This window comes from Rhizorhabdus dicambivorans (assembly GCF_002355275.1).
GTDB lineage: Bacteria > Pseudomonadota > Alphaproteobacteria > Sphingomonadales > Sphingomonadaceae > Rhizorhabdus > Rhizorhabdus dicambivorans.
In genome coordinates, this window is record NZ_CP023449.1 from 1,122,869 (window position 1) to 1,144,758 (window position 21,890).

The 21,890-nt window shown below is 66.6% G+C and carries 19 protein-coding genes and 1 tRNA gene; 11 read left to right on the forward strand and 9 right to left on the reverse strand.

Annotation, left to right across the window (positions count from 1 at the left end):
* Positions 1-4: 4 nt before the first annotated feature.
* The 4 genes from CMV14_RS05385 (at position 5) to CMV14_RS05395 (ending at position 2,230) form a co-directional block, all read left to right on the forward strand.
* A complete protein-coding gene (locus tag CMV14_RS05385) occupies positions 5-208 on the forward strand; it encodes a YgaP family membrane protein (protein WP_066963970.1) in 204 nt (67 codons plus the stop codon).
* Positions 205-1,476: a TolC family protein gene (locus tag CMV14_RS05390; protein ID WP_066963968.1), complete on the forward strand. Its 1,272-nt coding sequence runs from the start codon at positions 205-207 to the stop codon at positions 1,474-1,476. The genes CMV14_RS05385 and CMV14_RS05390 overlap by 4 nt, the downstream gene beginning before the upstream one ends.
* 144 nt (positions 1,477-1,620) lie before the next feature.
* Positions 1,621-1,773, forward strand: a complete 153-nt coding sequence (locus tag CMV14_RS27480) for a DUF6771 family protein (RefSeq protein ID WP_331251138.1) — start codon at positions 1,621-1,623, stop codon at positions 1,771-1,773.
* A gap of 148 nt (positions 1,774-1,921) precedes the next feature.
* Positions 1,922-2,230: a hypothetical protein gene (locus CMV14_RS05395; RefSeq protein ID WP_139114711.1), complete on the forward strand. Its 309-nt coding sequence runs from the start codon at positions 1,922-1,924 to the stop codon at positions 2,228-2,230.
* A 251-nt stretch (positions 2,231-2,481) separates the two neighbouring features.
* Here CMV14_RS05395 and CMV14_RS05400 read toward each other — a convergent pair.
* From CMV14_RS05400 to moaA, 3 genes are all read right to left on the reverse strand, one after another.
* A tRNA-Asn gene (locus tag CMV14_RS05400) sits at positions 2,482-2,556 on the reverse strand.
* 77 nt (positions 2,557-2,633) lie between these two features.
* Positions 2,634-3,407: an NAD kinase gene (locus CMV14_RS05405; RefSeq protein ID WP_066963961.1), complete on the reverse strand. Its 774-nt coding sequence runs from the start codon at positions 3,405-3,407 to the stop codon at positions 2,634-2,636.
* Positions 3,404-4,429, reverse strand: coding sequence for a GTP 3',8-cyclase MoaA (gene moaA / locus CMV14_RS05410; RefSeq protein ID WP_066963958.1), 1,026 nt, complete (start codon positions 4,427-4,429; stop codon positions 3,404-3,406). The genes CMV14_RS05405 and moaA overlap by 4 nt, the downstream gene beginning before the upstream one ends.
* A 121-nt stretch (positions 4,430-4,550) precedes the next feature.
* Here moaA and CMV14_RS05415 point away from each other — a divergent pair, with 121 nt between their 5' ends.
* Positions 4,551-6,638 (forward strand): putative bifunctional diguanylate cyclase/phosphodiesterase, encoded by a 2,088-nt coding sequence (locus CMV14_RS05415; RefSeq protein ID WP_238147195.1) that lies wholly within the window; start codon positions 4,551-4,553, stop codon positions 6,636-6,638.
* 59 nt (positions 6,639-6,697) lie between these two features.
* On the opposite strand, the gene mfd is transcribed toward CMV14_RS05415, so the two are convergent.
* Both mfd and CMV14_RS05425 read right to left on the reverse strand, forming a co-directional pair.
* Positions 6,698-10,189, reverse strand: coding sequence for a transcription-repair coupling factor (gene mfd / locus CMV14_RS05420; RefSeq protein ID WP_066963954.1), 3,492 nt, complete (start codon positions 10,187-10,189; stop codon positions 6,698-6,700).
* Between the two features lie 108 nt (positions 10,190-10,297).
* Positions 10,298-10,564 (reverse strand): FAD assembly factor SdhE, encoded by a 267-nt coding sequence (locus CMV14_RS05425; RefSeq protein WP_066963951.1) that lies wholly within the window; start codon positions 10,562-10,564, stop codon positions 10,298-10,300.
* Between the two features lie 71 nt (positions 10,565-10,635).
* On the opposite strand from CMV14_RS05425, the gene recG reads away from it, so the two are divergent.
* From recG to CMV14_RS05440, 3 genes are all read left to right on the forward strand, one after another.
* Positions 10,636-12,696 carry an ATP-dependent DNA helicase RecG gene (gene recG / locus CMV14_RS05430; RefSeq protein ID WP_066963944.1) on the forward strand — a complete coding sequence of 687 codons (2,061 nt, stop codon included), beginning with the start codon at positions 10,636-10,638 and terminating at the stop codon, positions 12,694-12,696.
* Between the two features lie 65 nt (positions 12,697-12,761).
* The gene (locus tag CMV14_RS05435; protein WP_066963941.1) at positions 12,762-13,280 is read left to right on the forward strand and encodes a DUF2975 domain-containing protein; all 519 of its coding nucleotides are present in this window, start codon (positions 12,762-12,764) and stop codon (positions 13,278-13,280) included.
* Positions 13,280-13,492: a helix-turn-helix domain-containing protein gene (locus CMV14_RS05440; protein WP_066963938.1), complete on the forward strand. Its 213-nt coding sequence runs from the start codon at positions 13,280-13,282 to the stop codon at positions 13,490-13,492. Before CMV14_RS05435 ends, CMV14_RS05440 begins: the two co-directional genes overlap by 1 nt.
* Positions 13,493-13,576: 84 nt before the next feature.
* Here CMV14_RS05440 and CMV14_RS05445 read toward each other — a convergent pair whose 3' ends face one another.
* The 3 genes from CMV14_RS05445 to CMV14_RS05455 all read right to left on the reverse strand — a co-directional run bounded on the left by CMV14_RS05445 (position 13,577) and on the right by CMV14_RS05455 (position 16,712).
* Positions 13,577-13,942, reverse strand: a complete 366-nt coding sequence (locus tag CMV14_RS05445) for a PilZ domain-containing protein (protein ID WP_066963935.1) — start codon at positions 13,940-13,942, stop codon at positions 13,577-13,579.
* Positions 13,943-14,080: 138 nt separating this feature from the next.
* Positions 14,081-15,361 carry a hypothetical protein gene (locus CMV14_RS05450; RefSeq protein WP_066963932.1) on the reverse strand — a complete coding sequence of 427 codons (1,281 nt, stop codon included), beginning with the start codon at positions 15,359-15,361 and terminating at the stop codon, positions 14,081-14,083.
* Between the two features lie 91 nt (positions 15,362-15,452).
* Positions 15,453-16,712, reverse strand: a complete 1,260-nt coding sequence (locus CMV14_RS05455; protein WP_238147196.1) for an MFS transporter — start codon at positions 16,710-16,712, stop codon at positions 15,453-15,455.
* A 176-nt stretch (positions 16,713-16,888) separates the two neighbouring features.
* Here CMV14_RS05455 and CMV14_RS05460 point away from each other — a divergent pair, with 176 nt between their 5' ends.
* Positions 16,889-17,710 carry an enoyl-CoA hydratase/isomerase family protein gene (locus tag CMV14_RS05460; protein ID WP_066963929.1) on the forward strand — a complete coding sequence of 274 codons (822 nt, stop codon included), beginning with the start codon at positions 16,889-16,891 and terminating at the stop codon, positions 17,708-17,710.
* 16 nt (positions 17,711-17,726) lie between these two features.
* Positions 17,727-18,530 (forward strand): SDR family NAD(P)-dependent oxidoreductase, encoded by an 804-nt coding sequence (locus tag CMV14_RS05465; RefSeq protein ID WP_066963926.1) that lies wholly within the window; start codon positions 17,727-17,729, stop codon positions 18,528-18,530.
* 39 nt (positions 18,531-18,569) lie between these two features.
* Here the strand turns inward: CMV14_RS05465 and CMV14_RS05470 are convergent, their stop codons facing one another.
* The gene (locus CMV14_RS05470; RefSeq protein ID WP_066963923.1) at positions 18,570-19,178 is read right to left on the reverse strand and encodes a TetR/AcrR family transcriptional regulator; all 609 of its coding nucleotides are present in this window, start codon (positions 19,176-19,178) and stop codon (positions 18,570-18,572) included.
* Between the two features lie 305 nt (positions 19,179-19,483).
* Between CMV14_RS05470 and CMV14_RS05475 the strand changes: the two genes are divergently transcribed.
* A complete protein-coding gene (locus tag CMV14_RS05475) occupies positions 19,484-21,874 on the forward strand; it encodes a TonB-dependent receptor (protein ID WP_066963920.1) in 2,391 nt (796 codons plus the stop codon).
* Positions 21,875-21,890 lie beyond the last annotated feature (16 nt).

The window sequence follows — 21,890 nt, forward strand, 5'->3', positions numbered from 1 at the left end:
CGAAATGACCCTCGATCGTGCCGTCATGGCTTTCGCAGGATGTGTCGTACTGCTGGGACTTCTCCTGGCCGTGACGGTTCACCCGTGGTGGCTCGCGCTCTCGGCCTTTGCCGGCTTCAACCTGATACAGGCGAGCTTCACCGGCTTCTGTCCCGCAGCGATCGTCTTCAAGAAGCTGGGCGTGCGGCCGGGGACTGCTTTCAAGTGAGACGCCCCCGCCGCCTTGCCCGGCTCGCGCTATGGCTGGCGGCACCCTTAGCCTTGCACACGGTGGCACGGGCCACCACGCTCGACCAGGCGATCGCGGCGGCAATCGGCCATGCGCCCGAGATCGTTATCGCAGACGCCGAAGCCGATGCCGCCGGGGCGCGGCTCGATCAGGCGCGTTCGGGCCGCCTGCCGACCGCGACGCTCACCGGAACGATCGGTTATGGCCGCCTCAACCCGCAGAATTTCTTTGGGCTAGGCGCCGCGAACGTCACGCCCCGGGCCGCGCAGGCGACCATCGAACAGCCGTTGTTCAGCGGCGGGAGTGTCAGCGCCGGGATCGACCAGGCGCGAGCCGGCGTCGTCAGCGCCGCGGCGCAGAAAGTCGCATCGCGGAACCAGCTCATCACGGCCGCCGTCGAGGGATATGGCAATGTCCTGGCTGCCGCCGATATGGTCGATCTCTACAGCCGCCTCGTCTCGGAAACGGCCGAGATCGAACGCCAGGCCCGGCTTCGCTTTCGCGCCGGAGAGAGCCCGAGCACCGATGTCGCCCAAGCAGCCGCCCGCCTGGCCGAAGCGCGCGCAGGACTGTCCCGAGCACAAGGTGCACAGGTCTCAGCGCAAGCCCATTTCAACAATCTGACCGGGCTTGCCCCGACGGACCTCGAACCGCTGCCGGCGAATCCCGAACTCCCCGCGACGCTTGAAGAGGCGATGGATGTTGCCTCGCACAGCAACCCCCTCCTGGTGCAGGCCGAGGCCGGCCTGCGCGCCGCCCAAGCGGTAAAGCGGGGCGCACGGGCGGAAGGCCTGCCCACGATCGGCGCCTTTGCCGAAGCGTCCACGGTCCGCGATCAATTTTTTCCGGATTATCGTGCCGATAGCGCGACGGTCGGCATCCGCGCCCGTTGGCAGCTGTTCAGCGGCGGGCGCATCTCGGGCAAGATTGCCGAGGCCGGAAGCGAGGAGCGCGCCGCAGAGGCCCGTCTGCGCGCCGCACGGATGCAAATTGGGGAGCAAATCGTCTCCACCTTTCAGGAAGTCCGCACCATGCTGCTCGTCGAGCAGGCGGCGTCGGACCAGGCCAGGGCGGCCGGGGAAGCCCTTGAAAGCATCCGTCACGAAGTACGAGTCGGCCTTAAGCCGCAACTCGACCTGCTCGACGCCGAACGCGAAGCAATCGCTACGCAAGCCAACCGCGCGCGCGCGCGGACCGACCGCGCCGTCGCAGCTTATCGGCTGTTGAGTCTTCTCGGACGGCATTGAACTGGGGATTACGACATGCACAAGGAGGGGCCAGCTATCGCTGAGCAGCTATCCCAGGCTTCTCCCCGGAACCCGCCAGTCCGCAAGCGGCCCAAGCCGGGCCGTTCGGCTTGCGTGATCCTCATCATCGAATAATGCGGCGCAATGACCGATTTCGAGACATCGCAGAAGATCGCCAAAGCGGTTGGGCATGCCCCAGATTGGCTACGTCAGGACCTTTCGTCGAAAGATCCAGCCGTCCGTACGCGAGCCGAGGAGACGCTGGTGGCCATGATAGCCGCGGCTCTCAAGAAATAGTCCTTAGCCTGCACTATCCGCTCGACTTCGGTGCGGGGTCGAGCATTGGTGTCGGCGTGAATCGTACCGGCTGAACCAAGCCGGCGCACGCTCCGACCAGGCGCCGCTCCGCCGCTTCCTGACCCTCATGGTTCGCCGCGGCGCCGACGTGAAGCTGACGATCCAGTTCGATGCAGAGGCGTCATCCTTGCGTCGCGACCCAAAGCTGGTCGAGCTGATCGTCAAGGCACATCAAGCAAAGCGGATGGTGGGGCCGCCTGCCCTGCCCGATAGCCTTGGATATAGGGAACGCAACCATCTGGCCCGACTGGCTCGAATGAGTTTTCTGGCACCCGACATCATCAGGTCGATCATGGAAGGAGCCGAGCTCTCATCGCTTCAATCGAAGCGGTTGTACCGCATGTCGGAACTGCCGATGGACTGGAGCATTCAGAGAGGGGTGTTGGGCTTTTCGTAGCCCCATCGCCATCAAGAAGCGGACTGGCGGCGCTCTGCGTCGCCTTTCCTTTTCACTAGTCATGCTCCGAAGTATCTAACGGCCCCAAAATAGGCGCTCAGAGACGCCGGTCTGATTTCAGAGGTATCGGTCGGCCAAAGCGGTCTCTGGGCAGATGCGGCAGGCACGGCCACATGCAAACCCACGGAAAATGGGGCGTTTTTCGACGATATCGGAAGTGTCTCGGAAACCGCCGTTGGCGATAAAAGAAGTGGCTCCCCGGGCCTGATTCGAACAGGCGGCCGTCCGATTAACAGTCGGATGCTCTACCGCTGAGCTACCGGGGAACACTGCTTCGCTCTAGGCGAGGCGCGCCTATAGCAGCGGCCTCTCTAGCAACGCAACCCTCTAGATGCGGTTAATTTCAGACCGCGAACTGCTCCATGGTGATGCGGTCGTCCAGCGCGTGTTCGGGGTCGAACAGCAGGGTCAGCGGGCTGGTCCGATCGATCGCGATCCGGATCGAGGCGACGTCGCGGACCTCGCGCTGGTCGGCCACCGCCGAAACCGGCCGCTTGACCGCGTCGAGCACGCGGAACGAAATTGCGTTCTTGTTGGGCAGGATGGCACCACGCCAGCGCCGAGGCCGGAACGGGCTGATCGGGGTCAGCGCCAGCAGCGAGGATTCAAGCGGAAGGATCGGCCCCTGGGCCGACAGATTATAGGCGGTCGATCCCGCCGGCGTTGACACCAGCACCCCGTCGCACACGAGCTCGGGAAGCACGACGCGCCCTTCGACGGAGACTTCGACCTTGGCGGTCTCGCGCGTTTCGCGGAGCAGCGAGACCTCGTTGATCGCCGGAATGGTGAAGCGCTGCCCCTCGACGGTTTCGGCGTCCATCCGCAGCGGCAGCACGGTGATCGCCTTGGCATGCTGGAGGCGCAGTTCCAGCAGGTCGGGCTGCCAGTTGTTCATCAGGAAGCCGACCGTGCCCAGGTTCATCCCGAACACCGGCAGGATGCGGTGCCGGTCGAGCATCGCGTGGAGGGTACGCAACATGAAGCCGTCGCCGCCCAGCGCCACCACCAGGTCGGCCTTCTCCAGCGGATGCCACTCATAGATATGGCGCAACTCGCCCGCCGCTTCCTGTGCGGCCGCGGTGGGGGAGGCGACAAGCGCCATCTTCTTTTCGGTCATCCGCCGGTGACGCTCATATGTCGCGAAACCGCCGGGGCCGCGCCGGCGCGGTCGATCTTGAAAGCGTGGCGCTCGGGCTTGAGCCGCATCGCGCGGTCGAGCAGCCGGTCGAGTTCGCCCGCATCGCCTTCGCGCAGGGCCTTGCGCAGGTCGAGCCGGTCGTCGAAGCCCAGGCACATGTAGATCTGCCCGGTCGCAGTCACCCGGACCCGGTTGCAGCCATCGCAGAAATTATTGGTGAGGGGGGTAATGAAGCCGATCCGCGCGTCCAGCTCCTCGACCCGCGCATAGCGCGCCGGGCCGCCGGTGCGATAATCGAGCGGGGTGAGGGTGAAACGGCTCTCCAGCCCGCGACGTACCCCGTCGAGCGGCAGATAGCGGTCGGTGCGGTCGTCCTCCACCTCGCCCAGCGGCATCGTCTCGATCAGGGTCAGGTCATGGCCCTCGGCCGCGCACCAGCGCAGCATCGGCTCGATCTCGGTTTCGTTGAGGTCCTTGAGCGCGACCATGTTGATCTTGACCGCTAGGCCCGCCTCTCGCGCCGCCGCGATGCCGTCGAGCACCACGGCCAGGTCGCCGCCCCGGGTGATGAAGCCGAAGCGCTCGGGGTCCAGGCTGTCGACGCTGACGTTGATCCGCCGCACCCCGGCCTCCGCCAGCCCGGCGGCATGGCGGCGCAGCTGGCTGGCGTTGGTGGTAAGGGTCAGTTCGTCGAGCCCGTCTCCGATGCGGCCGCCCAGGATGCGGACCAGCTCTTCGATCCCGCGCCGCACCAGCGGCTCGCCGCCGGTCAGCCGGATCTTGCGGATGCCGCGCGCGATGAAGGTGTCGGCCAGCGCGGCCAGTTCCTCGATCGTCAATATCTCGCGCTTCGGCAGGAACTGCATCTTTTCCGCCATGCAGTAGCGGCAGCGGAAATCGCAGCGGTCGGTCACCGACAGCCGCAAATAGCTGATCCGCCTGCCGAACGCGTCGGCGAGCGGTTTGCCCTCGCCCCCAAATGGCTTGCCCGTCAGTGCCATGTACCCATCCTAGCAGCGCTTCCGGGGCAAAGATAGGAAGCTGTGGATCATTCGCCTATAGCCGGGCTTCGATGAAGCTTTGCGATTGGCCTGCGCAGGTCGATACGGTAACAGTCGGGAAATGAACAGGCATGTAGGTGTAAGCGAAGCAGCTGCCGACACCGGCGCCGCCGGGGTGAAGTTGCCGCTTTTCCTGTTATCATTCCATAGCCGTAATGAGCTCGGCGCGTTGATCGAGCGCACCGGCCGGCAGGTGATTGCGGGCCGTCGCGCCGAGGGTGCCGAGCGCCGCTTCATCTCCTCGGGCGCCACGGTCGCGGTGATCGACGCGCGCGGCGCGACCGCCGAGGCCGAGGGCGCCTGTGCCGCGCTCGCGGCGGCGGCACAATCGGCGGGATCGGCACTGCTGGTGATCGCCGAGGATATCGCGGGGCTCGACCGGTGGTACGATCTCGGTGCCACCCATTATGTCGTGCCGCCTTTCGGCGAGGCCGAGCTGCGCACCGCCCTCGCCTTCGCCGAACGCCATGTCGAGCGGGTGGTCGGCGGCGGCCGGGCCGCTTCGCAGCGCGCCGCTCTCCGGCTCGCGGAGTCGGAGGCGTGGATATGGAAGCCCGGGGAGCGCCTCGTCTCGCTCAGCCCTGCCTTCGCCGAGCGGATCGGCGCTGTGCGCGAGATCGTGCCGATGTCGATGCTGTTCCGGCTGATGGACCGGCCCAGCCGCCGCCTCGCCCGCGAAGCGATCGATCGGCTACTCGTCACCGGCCGCTCGACCGCCTTTGCCCATGGCAGCCGGGCGCAGGGTGACCGGCTTGCCCACCATATATCCTTTGACCGTGAACGCGGCGCCGTGGTCGCCTGGATCGAGGTCAGTCGCGGCGAGGCGGAACCCGAGCGCGAGGATATCGACGCGCTGACCGGCTTGCCGACCGCGGATCGCATCCGTGGCTGGGTCGAAGCGCGGCTTGCCGACGAAGATGCGCCCGATCCTCGCTGCGCGTTGCTGATGCTGGGCGTGATGCGCTTCGGCCTTGTCAATGCCGCCTTCGGCCGGCCGACGGGCGATGCCGTGCTGCAGGGCGTCGCACGCCGTATAGAGCGGGTGATCGACCGGATCGGCCTCGGCAATGCGATGATCGCCCGCACCGCCGGTTCGGAGTTCACCATCGCCCTGGGCCCGCCGGTCAGCGCCGACAGCGCCGAACTGATCGCCAACCGGTTGGTGGAAAGCGTCGCCTGGCCATTCGTCTCGGGGGATTCGCTGATCCCGCTGTCCTGTCGGGTCGGCATCACCGCGCTCGGTGGGGAGGGGCGGCGGGACGTCGGCACGCTGTTCCAGCGCGCCTCGGCCGCGCTCGCCGCCGCCAAGCACGGCGATTCCGGCCTGGTGCGCGCGCTCGATGCGGATAGCGAGGCAGAGGCGCACCGCCGCAACCAGCTCGAAATCGATCTTCGCCGCGCGCTCGATCATGACCAGATCGACATATTGTTCCAGCCGCAGGTCGATATCGGCACCGGCCGGATCATGGGGGTGGAGGCCCTGGCGCGCTGGAAGCATCCCCAGCTCGGTGAGCTTGGCGCCGTGCCGCTGTTCGCCACCGCGGCGCGCTCCGACTTCGTCGTCCAGCTCTCGACCTATGTCCAGCAGCGGGCGCTCGCCATCGCTTCCGCCTGGCCCGCGCATATGCAGGATATCCGCCTTGCGATGAATGTTACCGCGTCGGATATCGCCCAGCCCAATTTCGTCGACGATTTCCTCGACCGGGTCGATGCGGCCGGCTTTCCCCGCACCCGGCTGACCGTCGAGGTCACCGAAAGCGGGCTGATCTCGGATCTGGCGGGAGCCGCGGACCTGTTGGCACAGTTGCGGCGCGCAGGCCTGCGGATCGCGATCGACGATTTCGGCACCGGCTATTCGAGCCTCGCCTATCTCAAGGCGCTGCCGCTCGACTATCTCAAGATCGACAAGACCCTGGCCGAGGATATCACCGGTTCGACCCGCGACCGCATCGTCGTGCGCGGGGTGATCGACATGGCCCGCTCGCTCGGCCTCGCGGTGATTACCGAGGGCGTCGAGACCAAGGCCCAGCTCGCGCTGCTGGCCCGCGAAGGCTGCAACTATTATCAGGGCTTCCTCTGCTCCCCCCCGATCGACAGCCAGCGCCTCCAGGCCCTGGTCGCGGAGCAGGAGGTGGAGGCGGCCGGCTGATATTTCTCCCCTTCCTGAAAGGGAGGAGTGGGGGGTAGGCGCACGCGGTGCGCCTCTGGTCACCCGATGATCTTCGCCAGTCCCCGCGACAATTGCAGTGCGCCGTTCAGCCGGTTCTCCGGGTCGGGCCAGTTGCGGGTGATCACCAGCCGGCTGTCGGGGCGCAGCCTGGCGCTGTCCTTCAGCCGGTCGACATAGGCGAGCAGCCCCGGCAGGTCGGGAAACTGATCGTTGTGGAAGCTCACCAGCGCGCCGCGCGGGCCGGTGTCGATCTTGGCGACGCAGGCCTTGCGGCAGTTGAGCTTGATCTCGATCACGGTCAGCAGGTTCTGGGTCGCCTGCGGCAGCTTGCCGAAGCGGTCGATCAGCTCGGCGGCGAAGCTTTCGATCTCGGCGCGGGTCTCGATCTCGTTCATGCGGCGATAGAGGCCCATGCGCAGGTCGAGGTCGGGGACATAGTCCTCGGGGATCAGGATCGGCGTGTCGACATTGATCTGCGGCGAGAAATTCTCGCGCTTCAGCTCGGACGCCAACCCGCCGGCCTTGGCCTCGAGGATCGCCTCCTCCAGCATCGATTGGTACAGCTCGAAGCCGACCTCCTTGATATGGCCCGATTGCTCGTCGCCCAGCAGATTGCCCGCGCCGCGTATGTCGAGGTCGTGGCTCGCGATCTGGAATCCCGCGCCCAGCGTGTCGATGTTCTGCAGGATGTGGAGCCGCTTCTCGGCGGTTTCGGTCATCCCCTTGTCGCCGGTCGTCAGATAGGCGTAGGCGCGCGTCTTCGACCGGCCGACCCGCCCGCGCAACTGATAGAGCTGGGCGAGGCCGAAGCGATCGGCGCGGTTGACGATCAGCGTGTTGGCCGACGGGATGTCCAGCCCGCTCTCGATGATCGTGGTCGAGACGAGGATGTCGAACTTCTTGTCGTAGAAGGCCGACATCCGCTCCTCGACCTCGCTCGGCGCCATCTGGCCGTGCGCGACGACATAGGAGACCTCGGGCACCTCCTTGCGCAGATAGTCCTCGATGTCGGGCAGGTCCTTGATCCTGGGCGTGACGAGGAAGCTCTGTCCGCCGCGATAATGTTCGCGCAGCAGCGCCTCGCGGATCACCACCCCGTCCCAGGGCGCGACATAGGTGCGCACCGCGAGGCGGTCGACCGGCGGGGTCTGGATCACGCTCAGCTCGCGCAGGCCCGACATCGCCATCTGCAAGGTGCGCGGGATCGGCGTCGCGGTCAGCGTCAGCATATGGACGTCGGTCTTGAGCGCCTTCAGCCGCTCCTTGTGGGTGACGCCGAAGCGCTGCTCCTCGTCGACGATGACGAGGCCGAGCCGCTTGAACTCGATCCCCTTGGCCAGCAGCGCATGGGTGCCGATGACGATGTCGATGGACCCGTCGGCGAGCCCGTCCTTGGTCTTCTTTGCCTCGCCCGCCGTCACGAGGCGGGAGAGATGGCCGATATTCACCGGCATGTTGTGGAAGCGCTCGACGAAATTGCGGTAATGCTGCCGGGCGAGCAGGGTGGTCGGGCAGATCAGCGCCACCTGCATTCCGCCCAGTGCCGCGACGAAGGCGGCACGCAGCGCCACCTCGGTCTTGCCGAAGCCGACGTCGCCGCAGACCAGCCGGTCCATCGGTTTGCCCGCCGCCAGATCCTCGATCACGTCGGCGATCGCACGGTCCTGGTCCTCGGTCTCCTGATAGGGGAAGCGGTCGACGAACTCGTTATACCCGCTCTCGGGTTCCACCGCTTCGGCGGGGCGCAGCGCGCGTTCGGCGGCGGTCTTGATCAACTCGCCTGCGATCTCGCGGATCCGCTCCTTCATCCGCGCCTTGCGGGTCTGCCAGCCGACCCCGCCCAGCTTGTCGAGCTGCACGCCCTCATTCTCTGCGCCGTAACGGCTCAGCACGTCGATATTCTCGACGGGGACGTAAAGCTTATCGCCGCCATGATAGCTCAGCGCCACGCAGTCGTGCGGCGCTTTGGCGACGGGGATCGAGGTTAGCCCCTCATAGCGGCCGATGCCGTGATCCATATGGACGACAAGATCGCCGGGGCTGAGCGTCGCCAGTTCCTGCAGGAAGGCGTCTGCCGATTTCTTGCGCTTCTGCCGCCGGACCAGCCGGTCGCCGAGCATGTCCTGTTCGGTGAGCAGCGCGATATCGCCGCTGGTGAAGCCATGGTCGAGCGGCAGGACCGCGAGCGCGACCCGGGCGAGCCCGCTGCCCAGCGACTTGCCCGGCGCGGGCTGGGATATCGCCCCCTGCCAGTCGTCGGCCAGATCGATCCGCTCCAGCCCATGCTCGGCCAGCAGCCCGGCGAAGCGCTCGCGCGATCCGGTCGAATAGCTGGCGAGCACCACCGTCTTGCCCGCCTTGCCCAGCGCTTCGACATGCTCGACGACGGCGTCGTAGATGTTGACGCCCTGGGTCCGCTCGGGCGCGAAGTCGCGGGCGCCCTCGACGCCGAGGTCGATCACCCGCTTGCTCTCGGGCTCGGCGAACGGGGTGACGAGGTGGATCGGCCGGTCGGCGATCGTATCGCGCCATTGCTCGGCCGACAGATAGAGTTCGCCCGGTTCCAGCGGGCGATAGCTGCCCGGATCGGCGGTCCGCGCGCGCACGCGGTTGGCGTGATAGTCGGCGATCGCCTCGAACCGCGCCTCGGCCGCCTTCACCGTGCCCGCCTCGCGCAGGATCAGGTCGTCGGGCGAGAGATGGTCGAACAATGTCTCCAGCCGCTCCTCGAACAGCGGCAGCCAATGGTCCATGCCGGCCAGGCGGCGCCCATCGGACACGGCCTGGTAGATCGGGTCTCCGGTCGCGGTCGCGCCGAAACGCTCGCGATAGCGGCCCCGGAAACGCTTGATCGTCTCCTCATCGAGCAGCGCCTCGGCCGCCGGCAGCAGGGTGAAGCCGTCAATCGGGCCGATCGTCCGCTGGTCGGTGGCGTCGAACTGGCGGACGCTCTCGATCTCGTCGCCGAAGAAGTCGAGCCGCAGCGCATGGGGCTCGCCCGCCGGGAACAGGTCGACGAGGCTGCCGCGCACCGCATATTCGCCATGCTCGGTGACGGTGTCGGTGCGGACATAGCCGTTCGCCTGGAGCAGGGCCGCGAGCCGATCCCGGTCGATCCGCTCGCCCGGTGCCAGCCGCGCGACCAGCTGGCGGATGCGGAAGGGGGTGAGCACCCGCTGGCTGACCGCGTTGATGGTGGTCGCGACCAGCGTCGGGCCCTTGGGGCTGGACTGCAAGGCATGCAGCGCCGCCAGCCGCTCGCTGGTCGCGCGCAGCGCCGGGCTGGCGCGGTCATAGGGCAGGCAGTCCCAGGCGGGAAACATCACCACGTCCAGTTCGGGCGCGAAATAGCGGGCGGCTTCGGCCAGCGCGTGCATCGCCTGGTCGTCGGACGCGACGAAGACGAGCCGCCCGCCCCTGGCAACGGCGGCCCGCGCAAGATCGGCCACCAGCCATGGCTGGAAGCCGGCCGGCGCGCGCGACAGGGTCAACGCTTCGGAGGACTGGAGGATGCGGGTAAGGTCGGTCATGGGCAGTTCAGTGAAAAACTTCCGTTCGTCCCGAGCGAAGTCGAGGGACGCTGGCTCCCGGAACGTGTCTCGACTTCGCTCGACACGAACGGAAAGGGGATCAGGGCCTCACTGCGGAATCTCGACATAGTCGATGCGCTGCATCCGCTCCATCAGCGGGTTCTGCCATTCGGGCGGCACGGGGATGCTCCCCATCACCCAGCCCAGTATATCGGCATCCTCCTGGCCGAGCAGTGCTTCGTACCAGTCGAGCGCGGTCTCGTCCCACCCGGCGTGGAAGCGGTCGAAGAAGCAGCCCATCGTATAGTCGGCTTCTCGGGTTCCCCGGTGCCAGGCGCGGAAGCGCAGGCGTTTCAGGCGGTCTTCGCGGTTCATATTCTTCCAATGGCGATAGGCCGGCAGGCTGTTGGCAAGCCTGTCGGGGACACATAGAAGGCCAGATAATCATGCGGCCCGACATTCTCAATCCATTGTTCGCCGAGGTGGAGGCGCTGAAGGGCGTCGGCCCCGCCATCGCCAAGCCGCTGCGCAAGCTGGAGCTGGAGCGGGTGGTCGACCTGCTCTTCCACCTCCCCACCGGATCGATCGAGCGCAAGCCCGTGGAGACCGTCGAGGCGGAGGATGCCGGGCGGATCGTCACCGTGCGGCTGGTGCCGGTCAGCTATCGTGCCTCGGGCGGGCGCGGGCCGTTCCGGGTCGGCGCGACCGATCAGGCCGGCAATGTCGTCCAGCTCGTCTATTTCGGCGGCAATCCCGGCTGGGCGAAGAAGCTGCTGCCGATCGGTGAGCCGCGCATCGTCTCGGGCAGGCTCGATCTCTATGGGCAGGAATTGCAGATCGTCCATCCCGATCATGTCCTGCCGCCCGCCGAAGCGGCCGACCTGCCGACCCGCGAGAGCGTCTATCCACAGTCGGAGGGGCTCACCTCCCGCCGCATCTGTCAGCTGGTCGAACAGGCCATGCTGCGCGCGCCCGAGCTTCCCGAGTGGATCGAGCCCAGCCTGCTCCAGACGCGCGGCTGGCCCGGCTGGCGGGAGGCGCTGGTCCGCCTCCACGCCGATCCGCAGGACGAGGCCGCGCGCGCGCGCCTCGCCTATGACGAACTGTTCGCGAACCAGCTGGCGCTGATGCTGGTCCGCGCCTCCTCGCGCCGCCGCAAGGGGCTGCCGTTGAAGGGTGACGGCCGGCTGCGCGATCAGCTGAAGCTCCCCTATACTCCCACTGGCGCACAGAGCCGGACGATAGCCGAGATCGAGGGCGATCTGGTCCAGTCCGCGCCAATGACCCGGCTGCTCCAGGGCGATGTCGGCGCGGGCAAGACGCTGGTGGCGACGATGGCGCTGCTGGTAGCGGTGGAGGCGGGGGCGCAGGGTGCGTTGCTCGCGCCGACCGAGATTCTCGCCCGCCAGCATTATGACACGCTCGGCCGCACGCTTGCCGGCCTGCCGGTCAACATCGCTATCCTCACAGGGCGGGAGAAGGGCAAGGCGCGCGAGGCGACCTTGATGGGCCTGGCTGACGGATCGATCGACATCCTCGTCGGCACCCATGCGATCTTCCAGGAGAAGGTCGGCTACCGGAAGCTCGGCCTCGCCGTGGTCGACGAGCAGCACCGCTTCGGCGTCGCCCAGCGGATGATGCTCCAGGCCAAGGCCGATCGCCCACCGCACCTCCTCGTCATGACCGCGACGCCGATCCCGCGCACCCTGACCCTCAGCCATTATGGCGAGATGGACGTCAGCCGCTTGGACGAGATGCCGCCCGGCCGCCAGCCGATCGAGACCCGCGTGATCGCGGGTGAGCGGCTTGATGAGATCGCCGGCGCGCTCGGCCGCCATCTCGCCGCCGGTCGCCAGGCTTACTGGGTCTGCCCGCTGGTCGAGGAGAGCGAGCAGTCAGACCTGGCGGCGGCCGAAAGTCGCGCCGAAAGCCTGCGGCAATTGTTCGGCGACAAGGTCGGCGTCGTCCATGGCCGGATGAAGGGCCCGGAGAAGGACGCGGTGATGGCCGATTTCTCGGCGGGCAGGCTCGGCGTGCTCGTCGCCACCACGGTGATCGAGGTCGGCGTTGATGTCCCCAACGCTACCCTGATGATCATCGAGGGCGCGGATCGCTTCGGTCTTGCCCAGCTCCACCAGCTGCGCGGGCGGGTTGGGCGCGGCGACCAGCGCTCGGTCTGCCTGCTGCTGCGCGGCAACGCCCTATCCGAAACCTCGCGCGCGCGGCTTGCGCTGATGCGCGAGACCAATGACGGCTTCCGCATCGCCGAGGAGGACCTGCGCCTGCGCGGTGCGGGTGATATCCTCGGCACCAAGCAGTCCGGCGAGGCCGCCTTCCGCCTCGCCACGCCCGAGCGTACCGCCCTGCTGATCGACACTGCCACCCAGGACGCCCGCCTGCTGGTCGATCGCGACGGCGGCCTCGACAGCGAACGCGGTCAGGCGGCGCGGACCGCGCTCTACCTGTTCGAACGCGACGCGGCGGTGGGGCTGCTGCGGGCGGGGTGACGAATAATTTGCCGATAATCGATATATAATTTATTGTTTTTCGATAAATGATTCGGAGGCGTGCCATGAGCCGTTCGTCGATCCTGCCGTTCACATGGGTATTCCTGCGTCTGGTGATCCTGCTCAACTGGCTGGGCGGGGCGGCGATCCTCGCTCTGCTGATCGCGACTGTCGTCTTCCAGCAATGGAGCATGAAGGCGCTCGGTATCACCCAGGCGTCCGGCATCCCCGCGATGCTGCCCGGCCTGCAGGCGATCGCGGTGCTGGGCCTGGTTGCGATTCCGCTCAACCATGCCGTGCTCAGCCGGCTGCTGCCGATGATCGAGACCGTCCGGCGCGGCGATCCTTTCGTCGGGGCCAATGCCCTGCGGCTCCGCACGATCGCCTGGGTGCTGCTGGCGCTCCAATTGCTCAGCATCGCCATCGGTGCGATTGGCCGGGCGCTGTCGACACCCGGCCATCCGCTTCATCTCGATGCCGGCTTTTCGATTAGCGGCTGGCTGGCGGTGTTGCTCACCTTCATCCTCGCCCGCGTGTTCGCCGCGGGCACCTTGATGCGTGAGGACCTGGAAGGGATGATCTGATGGCGGTCGTCATCCGGCTCGATGATCTGCTGCACGAACGGCGCATGACCTTGACCGAGTTGGCTGAGCGGGTCGACATCACCCTCGCCAATCTATCGATCCTCAAGACCGGCAAGGCGCGGGCGATCCGCTTTTCCACCCTGGAGGCGATCTGCGCCGCTTTGGACTGTCAGCCCGGCGACCTGATGGCCTTCGAACCCGACGGAGACTGATGGGGGATGGCGGCGCGGCCGGGGGGACGCCGCGCCGCCTCGCAACCCGACCTCAAGGGAGGGATCGGGCTCGCGAAACGGATGTCAGCCCATCGGCCAGCGCTGGCGCTTCTGCTTGGCGGCGTTGAGCATCGCCGTATAGGCATAATGGTCGATCGGTTTGATGAACTCGGCACCCACCCGGCCGCCCAGCGACCAGACGACCTTCGCGGTCACCTGGCCCAGCCGGGGAAGGGCGAGGCGGACGATCGAACCCTTGGGTGTCTCGCCATATTCGCGCACCATGAAGCCGAGCGGCGAGATGTTCACCAGCAGAACGTCGCTGCCCTGATGGTCCTTGACGAACATGCGGGTCGGCAGCGCCACCTCGTCGCGCGGCGCCCGGCGCTGCTCGGCATATTTGGCGTCGTCATCGACATCGGTCGTCAATATTTGCGCGCTCTTGGTCATGGTCTCATGTCCTTGTTACCACACGAGAATTGCCTAGCGGCTTTGCCAACTCCTTAAATGTTTCGGTGAATCAGGGGTTAAGCCCGATTATTGCGACCAAGGTCTATGATCGTAACCGAAACGATCATGCGCGCCCCGTCAGCGACGAAGATCGGAGGGGAGCGTCGGTTGGCCGATGATCGCCTCCATCCGCCGCCAGCGGGCTCTGGCAGCCGCGCCGGAACGTGCCAGATCGGCGGCCACCATGTCCTGTCCCAGGCCATAGTTGATCACATAGCTGCGATAATTGTCGGTGAAGCTCAGCGACTGTTCGGCGCGCTTGCGGCTGACCAGCTGGTAGCGCTGGATCAGCTCCAGTGCTTCCTCGCGGTTCACCTTTCCGTCGAGATAGTCGGCGGCGATCGTCATGCGCGCGCCCGCCAGCTGGTGGAGCAGATCGAGCAGCCTGTCGTAGCTGGCCGCCGTCGCCGGATCGAGCCCGGCGATCGGATAGAGCTTCGCCGCCTCGAACCGCGCGCGCTGGGCGCCGGGAAAGGCCAGGCCGATTCCGGCATTGGCAGAGCCTTCGGCGATGAAGCTCTGCGGGCTGAACAGCGGATAGACGGTGAACTCCACCCACCCCCTGGCGCGGGCAAGGTTGCGCTCCAGCAACATGTTGAGCGCATGGTGCCCGGGATAGCCCTCGTGGCAGCCGAGATCGACCGCGCGGTCGATGCGGATCGGCAGGTCGGTGTTGACCTGGATCAGGCTGTGCGCATCGCCCTTGTACCAGTTGTAGCCCGACCAGCTCTTGCCGGTGACGAACTCCAGCTCGAACCGTTCCTGCGCGGGCAGGCGGAGATGCGCGACCGTCCGGGCGCGGCATTCGGCGATTGCGGCGCGCATGACGGGATCCAGCTTGGCGGCCGGGATGACGAAGCGGTTCTGCCACGCATCCACCCGCTCCCACAGCGGCCCCTTGCCCGGAACCATCGCCTCGATCTTCGCCAGCACCGGATCATAGCTGGCCAGAGGTTTCAGCTTCGGCCGCACCGCGAACAGCCCCTCCGCCTCGTCGGCGAAGCTGAATTTCGCGCCCGCAATCATCGCCAGCCGGGTTTCGGCGGCCTTGAGCTGGGCGGCGAGGAAGCGGCGGCGCTGGCGGTCGTCCGGGGTGAGCGTCTCGGGCGGTACGGCATTCAGTCGCGTGGCGAGCGTCCGGGCGTCCCGGCGCAGCGTGGCGATGTCCCGTGGCTTCTCCTTCGCGGCGTCGGCCCAGGCCTGGGGCCCATAATAGGCATCGACATAGCCCTTTTCGCGCTCGCCCGCTTCCAGCGTCAGGTGGACAAAATCCTCGGCGATCCCGTCGAGCGGCGATGGTGCGCGCTTGGCGCCGATGGCGAGGAACAGGGCGGCGGCGAGGAGGAGGGGGCGGATCATGGAGCGACCCTATCCGCTCTCCCCCTCGTGATGAACTTTTTTCAGCATCCGTCGGGCGCCGCATCCCAGCCCGGCGCTTCTGTCTCCTGGGTTAGTCCGGTTGCCGGTCCGGATAGCGGCCCATTGCGAGATAGCAGCAGGCGGCCAGCGCGAAGGAGGCGGAGGCCGCCATCAGCGCGACATTGTAGTTGCCGAACATGTCATAGGCCTTGCCGATCAGGCTGGCGCCGACCGCGACGCCCAGCGCGATGCCCAGCGTCGTCACCCCATAGATCGAGGCATAGCTGCGCAGGCCGAAATAGCGCGCGATCATGAAGGCGACGATGTCGATCTCGGCACCCTGGCCAAGGCCGATCAACAGGATCGCCCCATAGAACATGACCGGCGGCACATTGTCCTGGAGCAGGAACAGGCAGCCGATCGCGGGCGCGGCGTTCAGCACGAAGGCGACGGCAGGCGCCCAGAAGCGATCGACCAGCAGCCCGCTGAGCAGGGCCCCGGCCGCCGCCGCCAGCCCCAGCGTCGAGACCGCCGCGACCGCCATCGAGGCCTCCAGCCCCTTGGAGACCGCGAGGGGCTTCATCTGTGACATCAGCGAGACGACCGGCACATAGTTGAGCACCGCGGCGGCGGTGAGGATGCGGACCTTGGGCTGGGCGAGCAACACCCGCCAGCTGTCCGCCAGTCCATGTGCGGCCGCGCCGCCCGCGCGCTCCTGGGCCTTGGTCGGTACCCAGAACCAGACCAGCGGCAGCGCGAGCAGCAGTACGAAGGCGCCGAGCGTCAGATAGCCGCCGGCGGTTCCGAAGCGGGTGATGATCGGGAACAGCAGCATCGGCATCAGCGCCCCCGCCACCGCCAGCCCCGAACGGCCGATCGCCAGCGCGGTGCCGCGCGTGCGATGGAAGGCGCCGCTCAATATGCGGGTGAAGGTGATGCCGGTCGTCGACATGCCGACCAGCGAAAAGAAGAAATAGGCCGCATAATAATAATCGAGCGATCCCCGCATCAGCGACAGCAGGGCATAGCCGATCGCGGTCAGCACCAGCCCTGCCGACAGGACCGGGCGGACGCCATGGCGATCGGTGAGCGCCCCGACGACGGGGGCGGCAAAGGCGGTGATCAGGCCAAAACCATGAACCAGCGCGATATCTCCGCGCGACCAGCCGAACTGGGCCTGGAGCGGCTCGACGAACAGGCTCGATACCGCGGCGTATAGCGAATAGCTGATCGATCCGCCGATCAGCGCGACCAGGCCGGGCCGCCAGGCGTTGCGCCATTCATGCACGACCAGCGCGGCGTGCGACCGGCTGTCATGCGCCTTGCCGGCCGGGATTCGATTGGCGTGCACGTCCGCTCTCCTGCTCCAAGCCATCGTTCCTGCGCCCGTGCCCGCGCTGGTGCAAACCCAATGAGGGGGCGCCGCTGGCCCTACGCATATGTGAACATCGCTCCGCCGATGTTGCCACCCGCCCGGGCCCCTCGCACCTTCCCCTCGATCAGTCGCCGCGAATGCGGGAGAGGGGAATGTCGGAAGCAGCCGCCGAGCCGGACATCGTCGTCGAACGCCGCGATGACGGCATCGCGGTGCTGACGCTCAATCGGCCCGCGCGGCTCAACGCGCTGACCCGCGAGGCGGTCGCCGCGCTCAATACGGCGCTCGACGGGCTCGCGGCGGATGCGAGCTGCCGCGCGGTAATCCTGACCGGTGCGGGGCGCGGGCGCGGTTTCTGTTCGGGCCAGGACCTAGCCGCCGCCAATGCCCGCAAGGGCGATCAGGCGAGCGGTGTGATCGAGAAACTGTTCTGGCAGGAGCAGTTCGCCGGGATGGGCAAAAGGCTGCGGACGATGCCGCAGCTCGTCATCGCGGCCGTCAACGGGCCGGCGGTGGGCGCGGGCATGGCGATCGCGCTCAGCGCCGATGTTCGGATCGCGACGCCCACGGCGCGCTTCCTGGTCGCGGCGGTGCGGATCGGCCTGTCGGCCGGGGAGAGCGGGATCAGCTATTTGCTGCCGCGCATGATCGGCATGTCGCGCGCCTTCGACATATTGCTCACCGGCCGGCCGATCGAGGCCGAGGAGTCGGAACGGATCGGGCTGGTGCTGCGTCTGGCCAAGCCGGATGCGCTGCTGGCCGAGGCGATCGGCTATGCGCGGACGGTACTCGCCAACAGCCCCTATTCGGTCGCGCACACCAAGAAGCTGATGTGGGAGAATCTGGACGCCTCGTTCGATGCGGCGATCGGCGCGGAGAACCGCACCCAGATCCTCGCGACGATGACGCGGGATTATGCGGAGGCGACCGCCGCCTTCGTCGAGAAACGGCCGCCCCGCTTCGAAGGGCGCTGAACAGGAAGGATTATCGATGGACCTGGGTCTGGCAGGGAAGCGCGCGCTGGTGACCGGCAGCAGTTCGGGAATCGGCGCCGGCATTGCCCGCATGCTGGCGGCCGAGGGTTGCGTCGTGGTCGTCCATGGCCGGGATCGCGATCGGGCAGAGGCCGTGGCCCGAACGATCGGCCAGGCAGGCGGCGCGGCCGATCTCGCGATCGGCGACCTCGCCGATCCGGCCCAGGCCGAGGCGGTGGCCCGCGCGGCCGGCACGGTCGACATATTGGTCAACAATGCCGGCGGCGCGGCGGGGACGTCGGCGATGGGCTGGACCGAGGTGCCCGACGAAGGGTGGTTCGAAACCTACAACGGTAATGTGCTGGCCGCCGCCCGAATGATCCGGGCATTACTGCCAGCGATGAAGGGGAGGGGCTGGGGCCGGGTCATCAACATCGCCAGCGCCGCCGCCACCCAGCCGATCGCCTTCGGCCCCGACTATGGCGCGGCCAAGGCTGCGATGATCAACATGAGCGTCAGCCTCGCCAAGGCGCTCGGCGCCTGTGGCGTCACCGCGAACACGGTGAGTCCCGGCATGGTGCTGACCCCCGCAGTCGAACGCTGGCTGGAGGGCATGCGCGGCCCGATGGGCTGGGAAGGACTCGACATGGCTGAGATGGAGCGTCGCGCGGCGGCGCATCTGACGCCCATACCGGTGGGCCGGATCGGCCGGGTCGAGGATATCGGCCACGCCGTCTGCATGCTCGCCAGCCCGGCGTCCGGCTACATGACAGGCGCGAACATCCGCGTCGACGGCGGCCAAGTGCAGAGCATCAACTGAGCTGAACCGCTTGTGGTCTTCAAACCATCACATCCGCGATCAGCGCGGTACGGCGGTGACCGGGCGCAGGCATGTGGACACCAGCATGGCGAAACCCTCTGCCAGGAACTGGTCTTCGGGCATCACAGGACGGCCCTCGGCTAGGTCGCCGTCACGGTCGAAAGTCATATCGAACAGCGAGCAGCAGGCGTAGCGCAGACGATAGAACAGCAGCTCCTGGGGGATATCCCCTGCCAGATCCTTCAGCAGACGCAGCGCTTCCTGGCTCGCCGGGGTCGTGCCCATCTCCCGCGCACGCAGTTCCTGGCCCTGTCGCCAGCGCAGCGCATGCCGGAAAAAGGCTGTGTAGCGATGGATGCCCTGTGCATCGAGCAGTTCGTAATTAGGCAGGATGATGAGGCGCGCCACCGCATGGGGATCCCGGGTCTCCCCTCGGTCATGCATCTGGCGCAGAAGCATTTTACGCCGCGCTTCGAGGGCGGGAAGGCGGTGCTGCCAGATCGCGCGGACCAGTTCCGCCCGGTCCCCAAAATGATAGTTCACTGCCGATTTGTTGCCGACATTGGCCTCCAGTCCGATCTGGCGCAGCGACACGGTCTCGATGCCGTAGCTGCCGAACAGTCGCTCGGCCGCCTCGATGATTGCCATCGGCGTGGACCTGTAGGGTCGGGGCGAGCGGCTGGCCATGATCAAGGGGGTGCGCCGAATGCTTTCAGTGGTCAAGCCATGGCGTTTCGACCTTGCCGGCTCGATGTGGCATCGCTGCAACGACACCCGCAAAACCAAGCCCGCGGGGCTCCGGAGCCATATATCAGATAGACGATGAGGTGGCCGATCCGGGGGTGCCCCTCTTTGGACGGCGCCCCGAACTGGATATCTAGATGGGGCGAGGCCGGAGAACGGCCCGGGCATCACCGTACCAACCTAGCCATCCGATTTGTGGGGAGGAAAGCATGCGCTGTCGTACCATCTTTTTATCGGGCTGCGCTGTCGCGCTGACCGTCCTGCCGGGCACCGGCATGGCCCAGACCTCGGCACCGCCGCAGGCGGCCGAAGGCGCTGACACCGCCGATATGGGCGAAATCGTCGTTACCGCCCGCCGCCGCGCGGAATCGATCCAGGACGTTCCGATTTCGGTTTCCGCGCTCTCCGGCGAGCAGCTCCAGCGCGCCGGCGTGAACGACGCCCAGTCGCTGCAATATGCGACGCCGTCGCTGTCGATCACGAGCGCGCAGAGCCAGCGCAACACCGTCGCCTTCGCGTTGCGTGGCCAGCGCACCCAGGAGACCCAGCTCTTCACCGATCCGCCGGTCGGCACCTATTTCGCCGAGGTCGTGCAGCCGCGCCCCTATGGCTTCGGCAAGACCTTCTTCGATCTTCAGTCGGTTCAGGTCCTCAAGGGTGTCCAGGGCACTCTGTTCGGCCGCAACATGACCGGCGGCGCGGTGCTGGTGGAACCAAACCATCCGGTGCTGGGCGAGTTCGGCGGCGAGGTCCGCGGCCAGTACGGCAATTACGACATGACCGATCTCTATGGGGTCGTAAACGTCGCGATAGGAGACAATTTCGCCATCCGCGTCGCCGGCAAGACCCGCAAGCGCGACGGCTGGGCGAAGGAAGTCACCACCGGCCGCGATTATGACAACCAGAATTTCGACACCTTCCGCGTGTCGACCCTGTGGGAGCCGATCGAGGGCCTGCAGACGCTGACCGTCGGTGACTGGTACAAGTCCAAGGAGCATGGCACCGCGGCGTTCATCACCGATCTGCGCCTGCCGTCGGTCATCAGCAATTATGAAGGCCTGCGCGCCGCCGGGGCGATCACCGCCAATATCCCGGCGCAATATGCCGCCGCCCGCCAGCTTTTCTACAACAAGCACTTCACCCTCGACACCGGCGCGGGTGAGGGCGGCAATCTCGACGTGTTCGGCAAGCCCTACGAGAACATCAAGAACTGGGGCATCACCAACAAGACGACCTGGGAACTGAGCGACACGATCACGCTGAAGAACATCTTCGGCTATCGCCGCCTCCAGCGCGATCAGGTGCAGGATTATGACGGCATCCCCGCCTTCCTGATCACGCCTTATCAATTCGCTCGCAGCCGTAACATCAGCGAGGAATTCCAGATCCAGGGCAAGGCCTTCGACCGGAAGCTCGATTACATCGCCGGCGTCTATTATTTCGAGGAGAAGGGCAAGGACGGCTCGCTCGCCAACACCCTGCCCGAGCTCAACATCGCCGGCGCCCGCCTGAACCCGCGCACGGCCTCGGCGACCCAGTTCGTCACCGCCAACCCCGGTGTCGGCTATTCGCGCACGGCGGCGGCCTTCCTGGCCGGCACCTTCCACGCGACGGATCAGCTCAGCCTGTCGGGCGGCCTCCGCTACAATTACGACAAGCGCAAGATCACCGTCGCGCCGGCGCAGCCCTTCCGGCCCAATCCGGCGGGTGGCGTAGGCATCTGCTCGTTCGACATCGATGCGGCCACGGCAGGCGTCCAGACGGTGCCGTTCAGCCAGTGCTCCTTCACCAACCAGAAGTCGTTCAAGGAATGGACCTACGACGCGACGGTGCAATATGAGCCGTCGTCGAACGTCACCGCCTATGCCTCCTATCGCCACGGCTTCCGGGCGGGCGGCTTCTCGACCCGTGCGACCAGCTTCGTCACGCTCGCGCCGTTCCTGCCCGAGTTCGTCGACGAATATGAGATCGGCCTGAAGACCAACACGCGGATCGGCTCGTCGGGCCGGCTGACCACCAGCACGGCGATCTTCCGTCAGGACGGTTCGGACGTACAGAAGCAGCGCGCGACCTTCGTCAACGGCAACGTCTTCACGATCGTCGACAACACCGCCAAGCAGCGCAATTCGGGCGGCGAGTTCGAGGCGACCCTGTCGGTGCCCAACTTCTCGGTGACGGGCTTCTACTCCTACACCAAGGTGAAGATCCTCAGCGGCGGGGCGGTCTCGAACATCGGTCCGGAAATCGCCCAGCGCGGCACGCCGAAGACCCAGGCAGGCTTCACGGCGACCGTGTCGCCGCCGATGTCGGAGGATGTCGGCAAGCTCAACCTGATCGGCAACCTGACCTGGCGGAGCAAGAACCGGCTCGACGATTTCGAGCTGAGCGGCACCCAGCCGGCCTTCGCGCTGGTCAACCTGCGCGCCGAGCTCAACGACATCGGCGGGTCGAAGGCATCGGTGGCCTTCTTCGTCAACAACTTCACCAACGAGGTCTACCGCATCGGCGTGCTCGGCCTCGTCGCCGAAGGCCTGGGCTTCTCGTCCAGCGTCTATGGCGAGCCGCGCATGTATGGCGTGGAAGTCGGCTACAAGTTCTAAGGCCGATCATCGGACA